At 66.0% G+C, this 19,480-nt stretch carries 9 protein-coding genes; all 9 read left to right on the forward strand.

Annotated features, from left to right (window positions below; genetic code table 11):
• Nucleotides 1-15 precede the first annotated feature (15 nt).
• Nucleotides 16-3,636: a BREX-2 system adenine-specific DNA-methyltransferase PglX gene (gene pglX, locus CCZ27_RS10590; RefSeq protein ID WP_096448009.1), complete on the forward strand. Its 3,621-nt coding sequence runs from the start codon at nt 16-18 to the stop codon at nt 3,634-3,636.
• An 82-nt stretch (nt 3,637-3,718) separates the two neighbouring features.
• Nucleotides 3,719-7,414, forward strand: a complete 3,696-nt coding sequence (locus tag CCZ27_RS10595) for a DUF6079 family protein (protein WP_096448011.1) — start codon at nt 3,719-3,721, stop codon at nt 7,412-7,414.
• Nucleotides 7,411-10,110: a BREX-2 system phosphatase PglZ gene (pglZ, locus tag CCZ27_RS10600; RefSeq protein ID WP_096448013.1), complete on the forward strand. Its 2,700-nt coding sequence runs from the start codon at nt 7,411-7,413 to the stop codon at nt 10,108-10,110. The genes CCZ27_RS10595 and pglZ overlap by 4 nt, the downstream gene beginning before the upstream one ends.
• Nucleotides 10,107-11,420, forward strand: coding sequence for a BREX system ATP-binding protein BrxD (gene brxD, locus CCZ27_RS10605; protein ID WP_096448015.1), 1,314 nt, complete (start codon nt 10,107-10,109; stop codon nt 11,418-11,420). The genes pglZ and brxD overlap by 4 nt, the downstream gene beginning before the upstream one ends.
• Nucleotides 11,417-13,429 (forward strand): DEAD/DEAH box helicase, encoded by a 2,013-nt coding sequence (locus tag CCZ27_RS10610; RefSeq protein ID WP_096448017.1) that lies wholly within the window; start codon nt 11,417-11,419, stop codon nt 13,427-13,429. Before brxD ends, CCZ27_RS10610 begins: the two co-directional genes overlap by 4 nt.
• 17 nt (nt 13,430-13,446) lie before the next feature.
• Entirely contained in the window at nt 13,447-15,162 is a 1,716-nt protein-coding gene (locus CCZ27_RS10615) for an ATP-dependent nuclease (protein ID WP_198363324.1), read from the forward strand.
• Nucleotides 15,149-16,576: a UvrD-helicase domain-containing protein gene (locus CCZ27_RS10620; protein ID WP_096448021.1), complete on the forward strand. Its 1,428-nt coding sequence runs from the start codon at nt 15,149-15,151 to the stop codon at nt 16,574-16,576. Before CCZ27_RS10615 ends, CCZ27_RS10620 begins: the two co-directional genes overlap by 14 nt.
• Nucleotides 16,577-17,521: 945 nt before the next feature.
• Nucleotides 17,522-18,388 carry a phage integrase N-terminal domain-containing protein gene (locus CCZ27_RS10625; protein ID WP_096448023.1) on the forward strand — a complete coding sequence of 289 codons (867 nt, stop codon included), beginning with the start codon at nt 17,522-17,524 and terminating at the stop codon, nt 18,386-18,388.
• 479 nt (nt 18,389-18,867) lie between these two features.
• A complete protein-coding gene (locus CCZ27_RS10630; protein ID WP_096452417.1) occupies nt 18,868-19,053 on the forward strand; it encodes a helix-turn-helix domain-containing protein in 186 nt (61 codons plus the stop codon).
• Nucleotides 19,054-19,480: the final 427 nt, after the last annotated feature.

The following is a 19,480-nucleotide window of genomic DNA, read 5'->3' on the forward strand; positions in this document are numbered from 1 at the left end:
GGAAAGAACAGCTCAGTGATCAACGCCCCCCAACTGCTCGCGGACCTGACCCGCCTGCTCAAGCGCCTCGAAGACGACCTGCGCCAGCGCATCGCTGAGGTGGCCGAGCTGAAGGCCGGCCTGCAGGCCGAATGGCAGGCGGCGCGCGACGCCGAGCGCACGGCAGAGACCTTCGAGAGCTGGGCCGACCAGGTCATCACGCAGGCGGGCGTGCACTGGCTGTTGAGCTGCGTGTTCCTGCGCTTCATCGAGGACAACGAACTGGTCGAGCGCCCCTGGCTGGGCGGCACGCCGGAGTCGGACCGACTGGCGCTGGCGCGCGACCGGCACGAGGCCTACTTCCGCGAGAGGCCGCTGGAGAGCGACCGCGACTACCTGCTCGCGTGCTTCCGCGAGGCCGGCACGCTGCCAGGCCTGCACACCTTCTTCGACGAGGCGCATAACCCGGTCTTCCGCCTAGGCATCAGCGGCGACGCGGCGATGGCGCTACGCCAGTTCTGGCAACAGGTGGACCCGAACACCGGCACGCTGGCGCACGACTTCACCGACCCCGACTGGAACACGCGCTTCCTTGGCGATCTGTACCAGGACCTGTCGGAAGCCACGCGCAAGCGCTACGCGCTGCTGCAGACGCCGGAGTTCGTCGAGGAATTCATCCTCGACCGCACGCTGACGCCGGCGATCCGCGAGTTCGGCTTCCGCGACGTGCGGATGATCGATCCCACCTGCGGGTCAGGCCACTTCCTGCTGGGCGGCTTTCGCCGACTGGTCGACGAATGGGTCCGACACGAACCGGCGCGCAACCCGCGCGACATCGCGCAGCGGGCGCTGGACGCCGTCGCAGGCGTGGACCTCAATCCGTTCGCGGTCGCGATCTCGCGCTTCCGGCTGCTGGTGGCGGCGCTCAAGGTCAGCGGTGTCCATCGTCTGACCGAAGCGCCCGACTTCAAGCTGAACGTCGCCATCGGCGATAGCCTGCTGCACGGCAAGCGCTTCGGCATGACAGCGACAGAGGGAATGTTCGAGGGCGCCGAGCACTACGCGGGTACGGGCCTGGCGCACGCGTATGCGAGCGAGGATCTGGCCGAGGTGCAGCGCATCCTCGGCCGGCAATACCACGCCGTGGTGGGCAACCCGCCCTACATTGTCGTCAAGGACGCCGCGCTAAATGCTGCCTACCGGCAGCGCTACGCCAGCTGTCACATGAAGTACTCGCTCGGCGCGCCGTTCACTGAGCGCTTCTTCGATCTGGCGCTCACGGGCAACGGGCGACCGGCGGGCTTCGTCGGCCTGATCACGGCAAACAGCTTCATGAAGCGCGAGTTCGGCAGCAAGCTCATTGAAGAGGTACTGCCGCGGTTGGATCTGACGCACGTCATCGACACCGCAGGCGCCTATATCCCGGGGCATGGCACGCCGACGGTAGTCCTGTTTGGCCGACACCGGGGGCCGGTTGGTGACGGCGTGCGTGCGGTGATGGGCATCAAGGGCGAGCCCAGCACGCCCGACGACCCTGCGAAGGGGCAAGTGTGGTCAGCGATCGTCGCTCAGGTGGACCGCGCAGGATCGGAGAGCGAGTTCGTTAGCGTGACGGACATGCCAAGAGCGACCTTTGCTACTCATCCATGGAGCATCGGAGGAGGAGGCGCCAGCGAACTACTTGAACACCTGAACGAGTCCGCCGCTGCGAGTCTTGGCTCACTCATCGACGTCATTGGCCGTACCACCCACACCGGCGAGGACAACGTGTTCTTTGTACCTCCCGATTGGACGAAGCGGAAAGGCCTCAGCAACGTCGCAGTTGGCCTCGTGGAAGGTGAATGGATTCGGGATTTTCAACTCGAGGCGCAGTTGCAGTCGCTGTTCCCATATGACCAGTCGACATGCCAAGTCCTTGACGCACTTCCTCGGCAGCTTGAACAGCACTTCTGGACCTATAGACGAACTTTGAGAGAGCGGCGCGACTTCGGCAACTACATCGAGGATCGAGGGCTTCGGTGGTACGAGCACTCGATGTTCTTTCCTGAGCGGTTCAAGGCGCGCATTGGCATTGCCTTCGCCTTCGTTGCCACGCACAACCACTTCGTAGTTGACCGGGGCGGCAAGGTGTTCAAGCAATCGGCGCCTGTCATCAAGCTACCGGCGGGAGCGAGCGAGGAAGACCACCTGGGACAGCTCGGGCTTCTCAACTCCTCCGCCGCCTGCTTCTGGATGAAGCAAGTCTTCCACAACAAGGGCAGTACGGTAGACCAGCACGGCGCTCGTCAGCGCACGGATGCCTTTGAGGACTTCTACGAGTACACGAGTACGGGCTTGAAGGACTTTCCGCTCACCGCCCAACGCCCGATCGAGCTGGGTCGCAAACTCGACACACTCGCCACCATGCTCGCCGCGACACTACCCGCCGCGTTGTTGGAGGCAGCTGTCAACGATACCGCGCTACCCGGACGCGCCGCGCTCGACGCGGCCCGAGCGCGCGCCGCGTCGCTACGCGCGCAGATGATCGCATTGCAGGAGGAACTGGACTGGAAGTGTTATGGCCTGTACGGCCTGCTGCCGCCAGGCAAAGTGGCGGCCGGCGTCGAATGTGCCACCCCGCCCGAGATTTCCTTGGGTGAGCGCGCCTTTGAGATCGTGTTGGCTCGACGCGTGGCCGCCGGTCAAGAAGCAACCGCCTGGTTCGTGCGCCACGGCTCGAAGCCGATCACCGACATCCCCTCGTACTGGCCCGAAGACTACCGGCAGGTTGTCCAGCGCCGCATCGAGCTGATCGAGCGCGACCGCAACATCGGCCTGATCGAGCGATCTGAGTACAAGCGCCGCTGGAACACCTCGTCGTGGGAAGAACTGGAGCGCGCTGCGCTTCGCAATTGGCTGCTCGACCGGCTAGAGGGCGCGCACCTGTGGCCCGCCAGCGCTGACCAACCGCCCCAACTCACTACTGTCAACCGGCTGGCCGACAAGGTGCGCTCGGACGCCGGTTTCATGCAGGTCGCCGAGCTGTACGCCGGCCACTCGGGCTTCGAAGCCACCCAAGTCGTCGCCGAGCTCGTCGCCGGCGAATCTATGCCCTTTCTGCCCGTGCTGCGCTACGCCGACACGGGTCTGCGCAAGCGCGCGCAGTGGGAAGACACCTGGGCGCTGCAGCGGCGCGAGGACGCCGGCGAGAAGGTCGGCAAGATCCCGGTGCCGCCCAAGTACCAGAGCAAGGACTTCCTGAAGGCCGACCTCTGGCGCCTGCGCGGCGGTCTGGACGTGCCCAAGGAGCGCTGGGTCAGCTACCCCGGCTGCGAACGCGGCGCCGATACCAGCCTACCCATCGCCTGGGCGGGGTGGAACCATCTGCAGCAGGCCACCGCCCTGGCAGCCTACTACCTGGAGATGAAGGAGAACGAGGGCTGGGAGCCTGCGCGCCTGCAACCGCTGCTCGCCGGCCTGCTGGAACTGGTGCCCTGGCTGGAGCAGTGGCACAACGAGATCGACCCCGCGTACGGCGAGCGCATGGGCACGTACTACCGGGGCTTCGTCAACGAAGAAGCTCGCGCGCTCGCGTTCACCCTTGACGACCTCCGTGCGTGGAAGCCGGTTGTCACGGCGGCGAAGCGCGGCCGGAAGAAAGCTGCACAGCCGTCATGACAGCCCGTATCCGATTGCCACAAGCGAAGAGACCAAAGAAGCCCTCGTCGGTCGCAACGAGGGCTTGGGAAGGAGTTCACTGATGCCGCTGCTGAAAGACCTGATCACTATCCCCGAGCGCGTGCATCAGGGCGACTTCGTCCTGCAGCTCACCAAGGGGGTCACCGAGCCGGAGCAGACGCTGCGCGACTACGTGGTGACGCCGCAGCTGGTCGATGCGTTCAGCAACGCCCTGGGCTTCATCCAGCAGGCCGTGCAGACGGCGAGCAGCAAGGCCGCCTACCTGCACGGCAGCTTCGGCTCCGGCAAGAGCCACTTCATGGCGGTGCTCAACCTGCTGCTGGCCGGCAACACGCAGGCACGCTCGATTCCCGAGTTGGCCGATGTCGTGGCGCGCCACAGCTGGACGCATGGGCGCAAGTTCCTGCTGGTCCCGTATCACATGATCGGCGCGCGAGACATGGAGTCGGCCATCCTCGGCCAGTACGCCGAGTTCGTGCGCAAGAAGCACCCTGAGGCGCCGGTGCCCGGTTTCTACCTGGCCGAGGGCCTGTTCAAGGATGCGCGCGAACTGCGCGAGCGCATGGGCGATGAGCCCTTCTTCGCCCAGTTGAACAAGGGCGCTGCCGGCGGCGGTGGCGGTGGCGGCTGGGGCGAGTTCGAGAGCGGCTGGGATGCTGCCAGCTTCGAAGCGGCCATGCTGGAGCCGCCCAATGGCGAGGAGCGTTCGCGCCTCGTCGGCGACCTGATCACGCAGTACTTCTCGGCCTACCGCAGCCTGGCCGGCAGCGGCGAGTCGTTCGTCTCGCTCGACGATGGGCTCAGCATCATGAGCCGCCACGCCCAGGCGCTGGGCTACGACGCGGTCATCCTGTTCCTGGACGAGCTGGTGCTCTGGCTTGCGAGTCATGCCGCCGACGTCAACTTCGTCAGCCGCGAGGGCACGAAGCTGGTGAAGCTGGTGGAGGCCACCAACGCGGATCGGCCCGTGCCGCTGATCAGCTTCGTCGCGCGCCAGCGCGACCTGCGCGACCTGGTAGGCGAGAACCTCGCCGGCTCGGTGCAGTTGCAGTTCAGCGATGTGCTCAAGCACTGGGAAGCGCGCTTCCACCGCATCACGCTGGAAGACCGCAACCTGCCGGCCATCGCCGAGAAGCGCGTGCTGCGCCCGGTGGACGAAGCCGCACGGCAGACGCTGCAGACCACGTTCGACGACGTGATGAAGATGCGCAAGGACGTGCTCGACACCTTGCTCACCACCACGGCCGACCGGGAGATGTTCCGCAAGGTCTATCCGTTCAGCCCGGCGCTCGTGCAGACGCTGATCGCCGTCTCGGCGGCGCTGCAGCGCGAGCGCACCGCGCTGAAGCTGATGCTGCAGTTGCTGGTGGACCGTCGGGCGGACCTGGAGCTCGGGCAACTGATCCCGGTAGGCGACCTGTACGACGCCATCGCCGAAGGCGACGAACCGTTCTCGGAAGGCATGCGCCTTCACTTCGACAACGCGAAGCGCCTGTACAACCAGCGGCTTCTGCCCATGCTGGAGCGCCACCACGGGGTCACCTGGGAGGCCATCAAGCTCGGCCAGGCGGACCCGACGGCGGCCAAGAACCTGCGCAACGACGCGCGGCTGCTCAAGACACTGCTGCTCGGCGCGCTGGTGCCCGAGGTGGAATCGCTCAAGGGCCTGACTGCGCAGCGACTGGCCGCGCTGAACCACGGCACCTTCCGCTCACCCATCCCCGGGCGCGAGGCGCAGGACGTGTTGCGAAAGTGCCGCGACTGGGCCAGCGAGATCGGCGAGATCAAGATCACCGAGGACCAGAACCCGGTGATCTCGATCCAGGTCACCGGCGTCGACATCGAGCCGATCCTGCGTGCGGCCGAGGCCAACGACAACGCCGGCAATCGGCGCAAGAAGATCCGCGAGACCCTGTTCGAGCAGCTGGGCATTCAGGACGCCGGCGGGTTGTTCACGACCTACGAGTTTGTCTGGCGCGGCACGCGGCGTGAGGTCGAGCTGCTGTACGAGAACGTCCGCGAGATGACCGACGACCGCCTGCGTGGCCGATCGGGCGCCTGGTCGGTGGTGATTGACTTTCCGTTCGACGACGCGAACTTCGGCCCGGCGGATGATCTGGCGCGCCTGGGCGCGTACCGCGGCGGCGACACGCGGACGCTCGTGTGGCTGCCCTCCTTCCTCAGCAACAAGGCGCTGGCCGACCTCGGCCGCCTGGTCGTGCTCGACTACATCCTGCAAGGCGACCGCTTCGACAACTACGCTGCGCACCTGTCGTTCGTCGACCGCGTGCAGGCCAAGGCGCTGGCCAGGAATCAGCTCGACCAGCTGCGGATCAAGCTCCGTTCGCAACTCGAAGTGGCTTACGGTATCAGCACCGAGCCGCGGGACGCGGTGAGCAATCCGCTCACGGCAGACCAGCAGTTCCAGTCGCTGGACCCGACGCTGTCGCCGCGCCCTCCCGTGGGTGCCGACTTCCGCAGCGCCTTCGAGAGCCTGCTGGGCCAGCTGTTTGCCCACCAGTACCCGGCGCATCCCGAGTTCGACACCGAGATCAAGGCCAGCGTCATTAAGAAGGTCTGGCCCGAAGTGCAGAAGGCCATCGAATCGCCTGGCCAGCGCGGGCTCGTGCAAGACAGCTCGACACGCAAGCTGGTACGCGCCGTGGTGAACCCCTGCCAGCTCGGGCAGATGGGCGAGACCCACCTGCTGATCGAGCCCCACTGGCAGTCGCGATTCGGGCAGAGCCACGCGCGCGACGGCGGCGGACCGATCACGGTGGCCAAGCTGCGCCGCTGGATCGACACCCCGGTGCCGATGGGACTGCCGATCGAGCTGCAGAACCTGATCATCCTGGCGTATGCCGCGTCCACCAACCGCCGCTTCACGCTGCGGGGCGGGCCAGTCGAGCCCACCATCGACAGCCTGTCCGACGACATGGAGTTGAAGGAACAGGCGCTGCCCAACGCCGCCGACTGGCAGACGGCGCTGCAACGGGCCTCCAGCCTTTTCGGCCTGACGCTCGCGCAGACGCTCAATGCGGCCAACGTCGGCCGCCTGGTCGATGACGTGAAGCAAGCGGCCAGCGGCAAGCGCGAAGCAGTGGGCCGGCTAGTCGCACAGGTCCGTGACCGATCGAACCGCTATGCAGCGGGCGCCACCGGTGCCCGGCAGCAGTCGGCGGAATCTGCGCAAGCGCTGCTGGCCACGCTCACGCAGGCCGCGGAAGGCGATGTCGTGACATCGCTGGCCACCGCGACCCTGAATACCTCAGAGGCGGCGGTGAGCCGTACCCTCGGCCAGGCGCAGGCGTGCGCCGACGCGCTCACCAACGGCAACTGGCAGTTGTTCGACGTGGTGCGCGATCTCGGGGACCATCGACGCGATGCAGCGGCCGGCATCATGACTCGCCTCGCGGAGGTACTGACCGCCGACGAGCATGTCGTCCCGCTCAAGTCGCGGCTGGCAGAGCTCGAACGAGACGCCATGCAGTTGCTCGCGGCCGCTGCGCCCGCGCAGCCACCCGCACCTGCACCGGTCGCACCCGGTGGGACTGCTCCAGCCACGCCACTGCCCCCGGTCTTGCCACCCGCGCCGGGCTACAACGGCCCGGAGGTGGTGGAAGAGAAACAGGCGCTTCATCTGACCGGCGCCGCCGCAGTAGCGGAGCTGGATGACCTGAAGGCGCGCATCGCACGCGACCGCGATCTGGAACTGACGCTCAGCTGGCGGCTGGAGCGCAAGGGCACCAAGCTATGAGCTTGTCGACCCCGCAGATCGCGGCGCAGCTCGAGCGGGTGCTGGCGAGCGATCCATCCACCGTGGCCTTGGCAATTCGGGCGAGAGCCCGTCAGCCATGGCCCGAGACGCTGAACCAGCGCGGCCGGCAGTTCGCGCTGCGGTGGTGCGAGTCGTCGCTGGCCATCCGCGAGGCGCTGTGCGATGTGGAGCAGCATGACACGGCAACGGCGGGGCTGGTGGTCCTCACACCGTTGGCGACACATGAGATCGCCGAGGACATCGCGGCGCGCCTGGCGCGCGCGCGGGTGTTTCAGCCCGAGGGCTGGGACATCGTCCGTCAACTGTTCCAGGCCAAGGAGACCGACGCCCGGCTGGGGCGCTTCGCCTGGATGCCGCAGTGCCTGATCGACGGCGCGGCTCAGGGCCCCTACCCGCCCGTGGCCAATGGCTTTCTCGGCCTGGAGACGGCGTGGCAGGAAGTGCTGCAACGGTTTCTTCGGATCCCAGCGGCTCGCCCGGACGCCGTTTCTCTGCTGACCTGGTCGATGACCACCGGCGCCGACGCTACGCTGGATCAGCTGCCCGCCGCCGCCAGAGCGGACGTGATGCGCTGGCTTTCGGAGGCGGCCGGCAGCGCTGGGGAAATGGTCCTGGGCTGCGTCGAGGCCGGTCGCACGGCGGACGCCTTGCCACTGGGGCTGGTTTGCGGCGTGGTCTTCGCACCGGAAGGCGAAGGACAGGCTGCGCTGGGCCAGGCTGCCATCCGCCTTGAGCGGTTCGTCAACGACAAGCACATCGGCGTGCCGGAAGGCCGGGCCTGGGCGCGCGCCGCAGAGCAAGTGGTGCGGGCAGCCGGGTTGGAGACCGCGCGCGCCACGCTCGACCGTGCAGATGCCTTGCTGCGGGACCTGCGCGTCGCCGAGTTCGCGCACTTGAGCGATCTGCTTCCCGCTGCGCTGGATCAGCGGATGCAGGACTTCGCGCTCGCCCTGTCGGCGCATGTGGCCGAGCCCACCGAGGCCAACCTGGCCCAGGTGGAGCTGCAGGCCGACCGCGTGCTCAGACACACGTTGATGGCGGCCCAGCCGCCGCGCGCTGAGCGCGTGGGGATGGCGCGCCGTCTTGCCCGCTGGCTGTTGACCGCGCCCCGATCAGTGGCGGCGCTGCCGAGTGCCGTGGCCTGGCAGTCGGACGAAGGCGCCTTCGTGGACTGGGCACGTTTCCGTCTGCTCGGCGGCGACGAGATTCCGGAGCTGTCGCAGGCCTACGGCGCGTGCCGCGAAGCGCTGATCGCGCGGCGGAACAAGTTCGCCAAGCCATTCGCCCAGGCGTTGATCGAGTGGAACGCGAACAAGCCGTCCATCGACGGGCGCCTGGTGCCGGTCGAATCCGTAGTCGAGCACGTCGTGGCGCCAATCGCTGCCGCCCATCCGACCTTGCTGCTGGTGATGGATGGCCTGAGCATCAGCATCTTCCGGGAACTGTTCGCGCGCAGCGCGAGCCATGGCTGGGCCGAGATGGTGCCGAGCGACCTCGGGCAGCCTCTCGTCGGGGTGGCGGCGCTGCCCACCGTCACCGAGGTCAGTCGTACCAGCCTGCTTTGTGGGCGGCTCACGCTGGGAGCCGCCGCGCAGGAGCGATCGGGATTCGCTTCGCATGCGGCGCTGCTTGCGCACAGCCGCGCCGGAGCACCGCCCCGGTTGTTCCACAAGGGCGATCTGGCCGACGCGACCAACCTGGCCCCCGAGGTGCGCGCGGCAATCGCGGACCCTCATCAGCGCGTGATCGGCGTGGTCTACAACGCGGTCGACGATCACCTGAGTGGCCCCGACCAGCTGCATCAGCGCTGGACGCTCGAAGACCTGCGGCTGCTGCTGCCTCTGCTGCGTGAAGCGCGGGAAGCAAGGCGCGTGGTGGTGATCACCGCCGACCATGGACACCTGCTGGAAGACGGCACGACCCAAGTGAGTCACGGCAGCGAGAGCGATCGCTGGCGCCCGGGCACGGACAGCCGCGCGCCGCACGAGGTGACGGTGAGCGGCGGGCGCGTGGTGACAAGCGATGGCTCGAACACGGTCGTGTGCCTCTGGGGAGAAAGCACTCGATACGGCGGGCGCAAGAACGGCTACCACGGTGGGCTGTCACCCCAGGAGGTGACGGTGCCGCTCGCCGTGATGGTGCCCCTGGGCATGAACCTGCCCGGATGGACGCCCGCACCGCCTGCTCAGCCCGAGTGGTGGGAGCTGCCGCCGATCCCGAAATCGAAAGAAGCCAAGCCCGCGCTCGCACAACCTGTGCGACCCGCTGGCCGCAAGCCGACCGCGCAGGTGGGTCAGCCTCAGCTCTTCGAGGAGACCGAGTTGCCGACCGCACCGGCGCCGGCCGCTCCAGACTGGATCAGCGCCCTGCTGAGCGGAACGATCTACGCGTCGCAAAGGCAACTGGCTGCGCGGGTTGCACTCCCAGACGAGAAGATGCGAGCGCTGCTGACCGCGCTCTCTGAGCGTGGGGGCAAGCTCTCGCGCGCTGCGCTGGCCCAGCGGCTCTCACTGCCGGAGATCCGCCTGGGCGGCATGCTGAGCGCGGTCAGGCGGATGTTGAACGTGGACCAGGCCCCGGTGCTGGTCATCGATGAGGCGGCCGGAACCGTGGAGTTGAACATCGCGCTGTTGCACCAGCAGTTCCGCGTCGGCGGCCCAGGGAGTCAACGATGATCAGCGCCGCGCGGCGGGAAGACATCGTCGGTGCCCTGCGTCGCGGCACCGTGCCGAGCAGCGGCCTGGACGCGCTCGCAGTGGGCATCGAATCGTTCGCGCCCACTCTCGACGAGGAGCTCGCCACGGTCGCCGCCGGCCGCGGCGGATTCAAGGCCGTACGCGGCGAGTACGGCACCGGCAAGACCTTCTTCGGGCGTTGGCTGCAGGAGCGGGCGCGCGCCCGCGGCTTTGCGGCGACGGAAGTCCAGATCAATGAAACCGAAACGCCGCTGCACCGCCTGGAGACGGTCTATCGCCGACTCGTCGAACACCTGGGCACGGCAGACAGCGCCAGCGGCGCTTTCCGCGGTGTCGTCGATGGCTGGTTCTACGCACTGGAGCAGGACGTTCTGGCCGACGCGTCGGTCGATCCCAACGACGCCGAGGAGCTGCTGTCGCGCACCGATGCGCTGATGGAGGCGCGCATCGCCGCCATCAGCAAGACTGCCCCCGCGTTCTCTGCCGTGCTGCGCACCTACCGGCGCGCTCTGGCGGCCGGGGATGGCATGTTGGCGGATGGTCTCATCAGCTGGCTGGCGGGGCAGCCGAACGTGGCAGCCAGCGTCAAGCGCGCAGCAGGCATCAAGGGTGACCTCGATCATTTCGGCGCCACGAACTTCCTGGTGGGCCTGCTCACCATCCTGCGCGACAGCGGCTACTCCGGTCTGGTCATGGTGCTGGACGAGGTGGAAACGCTGCAGCGCATGCGCACCGACACCCGCGAGAAGGGCCTGAACGCGCTCAGGCAATGGATCGACGAGATCGATGCGGGGCGGTATCCGGGCCTCTATCTGGTCGTCACGGGGACACCGGCGTTCTTCGACGGCCCCCAGGGCGTGCAGCGCCTCGCGCCGCTGGCCCAACGTTTGCACGTCGACTTCGGCACCGACCGTCGCTTCGACAACCCCCGGGCGGTCCAGATCCGCCTGGCACCCTTCGACCATACGGCCCTGCTGGCCGTGGGACGACGCGTCCGAGACATCTACGCCGAAGGCCGCCCCCACGAGCAGCGCCTGCGCAGTGTCGTGGACGACAACTACCTCGACACGCTGGCCCGCGCTGTGGCCGGCGGCTTGGGCGGCAAGATCGGCGTGGCGCCGCGGTTGTTCTTGAAGAAACTCGTCGCCGACATTCTGGATCGTGTCGATCTGCACGAGGACTTCGATCCACGCCGGCACTACACCCTGACGCTGGCCGAGAGCGAGATGTCGGTGGTCGAACGGGCGGCCGCAAGCGCCACGTCGGTGGACGACATCGAGCTGCCATGAGCGAATTCGAGCAACTGCACCCTTCCTTGCAGTACCACGTCGTCAACACGCTGGGCTGGAGCACGCTGCGCCCGACCCAGCTGGCGGCGATCGCGCCGATTCACGCGGGAACTCATTGCCTGCTGCTCGCGCCGACCGCCGGCGGCAAGACGGAAGCGGCGGCGATCCCGATCCTGTCGAGGATGCTCGTCGAGGCCTGGCCAGGGACGAGCGTTCTCTATGTCTGCCCGATCAAGGCACTGCTGAACAACCTGGAGCCCAGGCTCTCGCATTACGCCGGCCTCGTGGGACGCCGCGTCGAGGTCTGGCACGGGGACATCTCGCAGTCGCGCAAGAACCGAGCGCTCAAGGATGCGCCTGACATCCTGCTCACGACGCCCGAATCTGTCGAGGCCATGCTCATCTCTGCAAGGGTCGATCGGCCTGCATGGTTCGGCAATGTGCAGGCGGTGATCGTCGACGAGCTGCACGCGTTCGCGGGCGACGACCGCGGCTGGCACCTGCGATCGGTGCTGCACAGGCTGGACCAGTATTTGGAGCGACCGCTACAGCGCATCGGCCTGTCGGCGACGGTCAGCAACCCGAGCGAGCTGCTGGCCTGGTTGGCACCCATCGGAAGCAGAAGCGTCGTCGGCAGTGCGAGCGTCAGCACCGACGCCGACGTGACCATCGACCACGTGGGCTCGCTCGAAAACGCCGCCACAGTGATCGCGCGGCTGCACCGCGGTGAGAAGCGGCTGGTCTTCTGCGACTCCCGCAGCAGCGCCGAGCAACTGAGCAGCATGTTGCGGACCCATTCGATCCGGACTTTCGTCAGCCATGCTTCGCTCAGCTTGTCGGAACGACGGCAGGCCGAGGCTGCGTTCTCCGAGGAGCGGGATTGCGTCATCGTCGCCACGTCGACGCTGGAGCTCGGCATCGACGTGGGCGATCTCGATCGCGTGGTCCAGATCGACTCGCCATCGAGCGTCTCTTCGTTCCTCCAGCGAATGGGCCGCACGGGCCGGCGGACCGGTGGCCGTCGCAACTGCCTCTTCCTGACGACGAACGACAACGCCTTCCTCCTGGCCCTTGGCGTGACGCAGAAGTGGTCCGAGGCCTGGGTCGAGGCGGCCGTGCCGCCTGCAGAGCCATGGCACATCGTCGCGCAACAGGCGTTGGTTCTGAGCCTCGAGCGAGGCGAGCTCCCGACGCGGGAGTTGGTCGACCTGCTCCACGGGTCGTTCCCCGAACTGCACATCGGGGACATTGAAGTGCTCGTCGAGCACCTGGTGGCACAGCAGTTCCTGGATCGCTCCGAGGGCGTGGTGCGGGTGGGTCCGCAGACCGAGAGCGATTACGCGCGCGGCCACTACCGCGATCTGCTTGCGTCCTTCAGCGGCTCCCAACTGCTGACCGGCCGGCACGGCGCCGCCGAAGTCGGCTACATCGACCCGACGGTGTTGACCGGCGAGCGCGACGAACGTCTGCTCTTGCTGGCTGGCAGAAGCTGGCGCGTCACCGACGTCGACTGGTCGAAGCGGATCGTGTGGCTGGAGCCAGCCGCCGGCGGAGGCAAAGCGCGCTGGATGGGTGGCGCACGCAGCCTGGGCCGCGAGGTGTGTCAGGGCATCCGCACGGTGCTCGCGAACGGCGCCTCGTCCACCGTTGCTTTGTCTCGGCGCGCACGAACAGCATTGGAGACGCTGGCCGAGGAGATACCGATGTCCTCGGGAACGAACTTCGTGATGTCTCGGTCCGACGGCGCGCCCGCGCAAACCTGGACGTTTGCCGGCACGCGAGCGAACCGCACCTTGGCTCGCCAGGCATCGATCGGCAACGCAAAGATTCGCTTCGATGCCTTGAGCGTGCAGGCACCTATTGCGGCCCTGCCGGCCACGCTGCCTGAACGCATCGACCTGACGGGAGACGAGATCGCGGCCTTCCACGAGGCCATCAAATTTGCCGACTGCGTGCCGCGAGAGCTGCTTTCTCGGACGATCGTGGCGAGGAATTTCGAGGTGCGCTGATGCCGAGAATACGCAAAGTGGAGATCAGACACTTCAGAGGGATTCGGGAACTCGCGTGGTGCCCGAGTTCCGGGATCAACTGTCTCATCGGTCCCGGCGACAGCGGAAAGTCATCCATACTCGACGCTATCGATCTCTGCCTCGGCGCACGGCGGAACCTGCAGTTCACTGATGCTGATTTTTATCAGTTGGACGTCGCAACCCCCATCGTCATCTCAGTGACTATTGGCGAACTCGATGACAGCCTAAAGAACTTCGAAGCCTATGGCATGTACGTCAGAGGCTTTGACCCGCTCTCCGGAACGATCGAAGACGAGCCGGAGAAGGACGCCGAAACCGTGTTAACGGTCAGGCTCACAGTCGCAAGCGACCTAGAGCCCACATGGAAATTGGTCTCTGAGCGAGCCGAAGCACAGGGGCTGGAGCGGAGTCTCAGTTGGGGTGATCGCGTTCGACTTGCGCCCACGCGCATCGGTGTGATGGCTGATTACCACCTCGGCTGGCGACGCGGTTCAGTGTTGAACCGCGTTTCGGAGCAACGCGCTGACGCATCGGCCGCCCTCGCAAAAGCCGCGCGCGACGCCCGCGCGGCCTTCGGCAACGAAGTGCAGGGCCAGCTCGACGAAACGTTGAGAATCGTCGCAACCACGGCGAAAGAGCTTGGCATTCCGATTGGCGAGAACATCAAGGCCATGCTGGATGCTCACTCGGTGTCCTTTGGCGGTGGAACCATCTCATTGCACGATGAAGAGGGCATACCGCTAAGAGGAATGGGTACTGGGTCGACCCGACTGCTCATTGCGGGCCTTCAACGAAAGGCCGCGGCGCATTCGAGGACGATCTTGATTGACGAGCTCGAGCATGGGCTTGAACCGCACCGAATCATCCGCCTTCTTGGCTCGCTTGGCGCCAAGGAAACCCCGCCTCCGCTTCAAGTCTTCATGACGACTCACTCGCCTGTCGCGCTACAGGAGTTGACCGGGAGTCAGCTGTTCGTCACGCGACCGTCAGCCGGCAAGCACGACGTGCTCGCCGTCGGCGCGGCGGATGACATCCAAAGCACGATCCGCCTTTACCCCGACGCCTTTCTCGCCCTGTCGGTCATCGTGTGCGAAGGTGCGAGCGAGGTCGGGCTAGTGCGGGGCCTTGATCAGTATCGAACAGCCAACGGCCACCGCGCCATCTTTGCCCGAGGGACGACCCTGGTCGACTGCGGCGGTGGTGAGGCTGATAGGCCGTTCAAACGTGCCGCCGCTCTCCGTGCTTTGGGATATCGCGTCGCCGTCGTCAGGGACGACGACCAGAAGCCGACCGAAGGTGTAGAAGCGGCGCTTGTGGCAGACGGCGGCGACGTGTTCACTTGGCGCAACGGGCGGACGCTGGAGGATGAGCTGTTCTCAAGCTTGTCAGAGGCTGCCGTTATCAAGCTAATCGATCGCGCCGTCGAGCTGCACGGCAATGAATTGATCAACGATCACATTAGATCAGCCTCGAAGAACTCAAAGGATCTGAACGCCATTCAAGTGGAGCAGCTGATCGACGGCATCACGATGGAAAGTCGTCTGATTCTCGGCAAAGCTGCGAGAACAAGGAAAGCGGGGTGGTTCAAGTCCGTGACCTGGATGGAGGAAGTCGCCCGGGACATCGTCGGCCCGGACCTGGCGAACACGGAAGCGGGATTCAGGGCACTCCTTGAAGCGATCTTCACGTGGGCAGGTAATGCCAGCGAATGAGATTGATCTCCTGGCAATCGACCGGGGCACGGTGACCGCGCCTGCGGGCTGCGGCAAGACCCACCTGATCGCTGAGGCCATCACTCGCCATGCCGGTGCTAAGCCGATCCTCGTATTGACACACACCAACGCGGGCGTCGTAGCCCTGCGGGGGCGCCTCGACCGCGCCGGAGTTCCGCCTACGGCTTACCGGCTTACTACCATCGACGGTTGGGCTATGCGGCTGATCTCGACGTTTCCAGCGCGGAGCGCCCATGACCCCGCCCTCCTACGGTTGGCCAATCCTGGTGCGGACTATCCGAATATTCGTGTCGCAGCGATCAATCTGCTAAAAGCGGGACACGTGAACGATGTCCTGGCGGCCAGCTATGCGCGCCTCATCGTGGATGAGTATCAGGACTGCTCAATCCGTCAGCACGCCCTCGTCGCATACGCTGCGCAGGCCTTGCCAACCTGCGTGCTCGGCGACCCGATGCAGGCCATCTTCGGGTTCGGGACCGACAATCTCGCGAAATGGCATGAGCAGGTTTGCGCATATTTCCCGCTAGTCGGGGAACTTGATACGCCATGGCGATGGATCAACGCCGACGCTGAGCCGATGGGAAGGTGGTTACTCGACGTGCGCGGAAAGCTTTTGCGCGGCGAGCCCATTGACATCCGCATGGCACCTGCCGCTGTGAAGTGGGTGGAACTCGACGGCACCGAGGATCACCAGAGACGACTGGTCGCGGCGCGCGTGCGACCGCCAAACGGCGATGGCTGCGTTCTGATCATCGGCGATAGCACGAAACCCGACAGCCAACGGCAGTTCGCCAGCCAGACACCAGGCGCCGTTACGGTCGAAGCTGTGGACCTTAGAGACCTGATCTCCTTCGCGCGAACGTTCGACCTTGCAGCCCCCGATGCATTGGAGCGCCTTGCAGAGTTCGCCCAGGGAATGATGACCAACGTAGGTGCCGCCGACCTATTGCGGCGCGTCCAGTCGCTGATCAGGGGCACGGCGCGCAATCCGCCTACGGACGCCGAGAGGGCCGCCCTTGGATTCGTTCGAGCCCCTTCTTATCGTGCCGCAATAGATCTGCTGGTCGAAATCGGCCGGGAGGGGGGCGTGAGAACGCACCGCCCAGCGGTCATGAGGGCCTGCATCAAGGCTCTCCAGCTCTGCGGTGGCACTGACGGGTTGTCGTTCCACGATGCCGCCATCCGAACCCGCGAGCAGTACCGACTTGTTGGGCGACCACTGCCGAAGCGCGCCGTCGGCAGCACTCTCTTGTTGAAGGGGCTAGAAGCAGAAGTAGCTGTGGTCCTCGACGCGGGCGCCTTGGATGCGCGGAATCTCTATGTCGCCATCACCCGGGGATCTCATGCCCTGACGATCTGTTCGCAATCACCCGTGCTGCACCCAAGGGGATGAAGCGCGGAGGTAGGACGATCGCGTAGCGCGAAGGTCTGGGAGGCTTATCCACGGCCGCGCGATCGGCGCCTCAAACGCAAGACTCGCGCGGCGGTGGGTAAGCCGCCTGCACGAATCGAGGGCTGTCCGGCCGTCCGCAGTGCTGACGACGTTGGCGACTGCCTGGCCGACGTGTGCCTGCCGCAGTCGACCATTGCGGTTGCGGTCCGGAAAGCGTTGGCGCAGCATCGTTCCCGATTGCGCTGGCTGTGTCAGCCCGGCTGATGCCCGACATCGCATCGCCCCTGCCCGCATCCGTGGGCGCATACGCCGGGCTCATCTCCTGAAAACCGGCGGCCGCAAGGTCTGGAGATACGCGTCAGGCTTCGGAGACGAAGCGTCTGCCCTGCCCCAATCGAGCATGCGGGACCGTAGCGGCATCAGCCGAGACGCAACTGCTGCAATCACGCCCGCGCCCTGCCCCAGCACCTCTGCGCCAACCGCGTCGTCACTACGCGGCGCCAGCCAGTAGTGACGACGCGCACGCTGCCCCAGCGCACGGGCGTTTTGCCGGGGCCGTCGCAAGTGACGACCCCACGTGACGGGCTCCCGGGCGCGTCAAAACCTCGGACCGTGCAACGCGGTCTGCACCCGCCCGCTCCCCGCGGGCCATGTCAGCCATGGCGCCAACCGGCGCACCCAGAGCCTTGGGGCAATGGCTCACCCAATGGATCGCCTTCCCGCAGGAAGCGCCATCGACGCCAATGCCGCGTGCCGCGGCGGCCAGCAGTAACTCGGCACGAAACGGGAGTGGTGTCCCGTGTCCCTCGTGGTTCCCGCAACGCCCAGGCGTTCGGGACGGACAGAAACACTGACCTGACCGAATACACACCAGCGACAACGAACCCGAACCGCCCTCAGGGGCAGCCGACCGAACCGACGACGGAGACCGACAGCAGCAACCGAATGCGCAACCTGAACTACGAGCTGAAGCAGCTGTGCCGGCGCAACCGCGACGGCAGCTTCGCGACGCAGCGCGATCGCGAACGCGTGCTTGACCTGGTGGCGAACCAGCTTCATTACCTCGGGTACCGGCACTTGGCCGCAACAAGCCTCAAGCCCAAGCACGTCGAGGGCTTGGTGGAGCGATGGCAGTCGGAAGGCCTCGCCGTGGGCACGATCAAGAACCGGATGGCGGAGCTGCGATGGTGGGCCGAGAAGATCGGCAAACAGAACGTCATCGCCCGCGACAACGACTACTACGGCATCGGCAACCGGCAGTACGTCACCAATGTCAGCAAGGCGCGGCAACTGACCGGCGGCGAGCTCGCCAGGATCACGGATCCGTACACGGCGATGTCGCTGCGGCTGCAGGCAGCCTTCGGGCTGCGGCGCGGCGAGTCGATCAAGATCCGCCCAGAGTGGGCCGACCGCGGTGACCGGCTGGCACTCAAGGACACCTGGACCAAGGGTGGGCGGCCGCGCGAGATCCCGATCCGCAACGCGGAGCAGCGCCAGGTACTCGACGAGGCCAAGGCACTGGCCGGCAGGGGCAGCCTCATCCCGGCCGAGCGAAGCTACGTCGAGCAGTTGCGCCGCTTCGAGTATCAGTGCGCGGCGGCCGGCGCGCACCGCATCCACGGCCATCGCCACCAGTACGCGCAGACCCGCTACCGCGAGCTGACCGGATGGTCCGCGCCGGCGGCCGGCGGGCCGCGTTCGAGAGATCTCACGCCCTCGGAGCGCGCGGCCGACCGCGAAGCGCGGCTCACGATCAGCGAAGAACTGGGGCACGAGAGGGAGCAGATCACTGCGGTGTACCTGGGCCGGTAGCCGCCGGCCTGGCTCACCCAATGCCCAGGATTCAGTCTTCCACAACGGCGACCACGCGCTTCGGTGCTGTCAGGTGCGATCTGATTCAACTGATCAGTCGGTCCGGCGACCTGAGCACTCGACACCCACCACGCTGTCGTCATTCGACCGAGCGGGCGGTTCGGCTGCAATGCAGCGAAAGCGGTGTTGGTCTCAGCGGCGTCGGACGTTAGCTGTTGGCTGGCAAGCGGCCGGTCGCAGAGGGAAGCGGCGCGCCGCGTGACGGTCAGCGTATCTGCCCATGAGCTGCCAATGGGGCGTGACCTCGTATCCGGCTCGGTGGCACGGGGCACTCGTTGGTTCGGGGCGGTGGGATCACCCGGCCTGCACAGGCGATCCGCAGCAAGGCGGGAAACCGCTCGCTTTGCGCAGCTTCCTTCTTGCGCTGCTTGCCACTCTACCTGTCGTTTGCTATCATTTGCCATCGAATGGTGGTGAACATGGCTGAATCCGAATCCTGGCTTTCGTTAGAAGAAACCGCGATCTATCTGGGCATGGGTAAGACCGCGCTGTACGCGCTGGCCCGGGAGGGGCGTATTCCCGCCAAGAAGATCGGGAAGAAGTGGCTCTTCGAGAAGGATGGCTTGGATCAGTGGGCGCGCTCTGCGCGGCCGCTGCAGTTGTAGGACTTCATAATAGGCGATTCAGTCCTCTCGTAGATTCAGATGCTTACGTGACTATTGTGTGCTTCCTTGTTCAAACCGTCACACAATAGTCGGGAATTGCTTACAGTCATCACAGAATAGTTGCGCCGGACTGATTCTGCCGCCGACGTTTCCGCGACTGACTAGTGATCGAATGCTATCAGGGGGAGGCTTCAAGGTACGACACGGACTGTACTCTTCCAACGGGTGCTTGTCGGCCTTATGTGGAGCTCCACATAAGGCCGAGGACTTGTCTAAGTCCGATGATGGGCAGCCGACCGGTCCCGGATAGGTTACCCGCCGTTTGCGTTGCCCGAAATTTCTCGGCCGCTACGTCGCTTGATGGTCGGCAGCGTGATTCCGCCAGCGCGCTCCGAAGCGGCCTTTCAGCGCGGCTTGGTGGTCGCGC

The organism is Thauera sp. K11 (assembly GCF_002354895.1).
In the GTDB taxonomy this organism is placed as follows: Bacteria; Pseudomonadota; Gammaproteobacteria; order Burkholderiales; family Rhodocyclaceae; genus Thauera; species Thauera sinica.

What these genes read in the sequence shown, in the direction of transcription:
- CCZ27_RS10595 (WP_096448011.1), top strand. Translation starts at nt 3,719, where the DNA reads ATGCCGCTGCTGAAAGACCTGATCACTATCCCCGAGCGCGTGCATCAG.
- pglZ (WP_096448013.1), top strand. Translation starts at nt 7,411, where the DNA reads ATGAGCTTGTCGACCCCGCAGATCGCGGCGCAGCTCGAGCGGGTGCTG.
- brxD (WP_096448015.1), top strand. Translation starts at nt 10,107, where the DNA reads ATGATCAGCGCCGCGCGGCGGGAAGACATCGTCGGTGCCCTGCGTCGC.
- CCZ27_RS10610 (WP_096448017.1), top strand. Translation starts at nt 11,417, where the DNA reads ATGAGCGAATTCGAGCAACTGCACCCTTCCTTGCAGTACCACGTCGTC.
- CCZ27_RS10620 (WP_096448021.1), top strand. Translation starts at nt 15,149, where the DNA reads ATGCCAGCGAATGAGATTGATCTCCTGGCAATCGACCGGGGCACGGTG.
- CCZ27_RS10625 (WP_096448023.1), top strand. Translation starts at nt 17,522, where the DNA reads ATGCGCAACCTGAACTACGAGCTGAAGCAGCTGTGCCGGCGCAACCGC.
- CCZ27_RS10630 (WP_096452417.1), top strand. Translation starts at nt 18,868, where the DNA reads ATGGCTGAATCCGAATCCTGGCTTTCGTTAGAAGAAACCGCGATCTAT.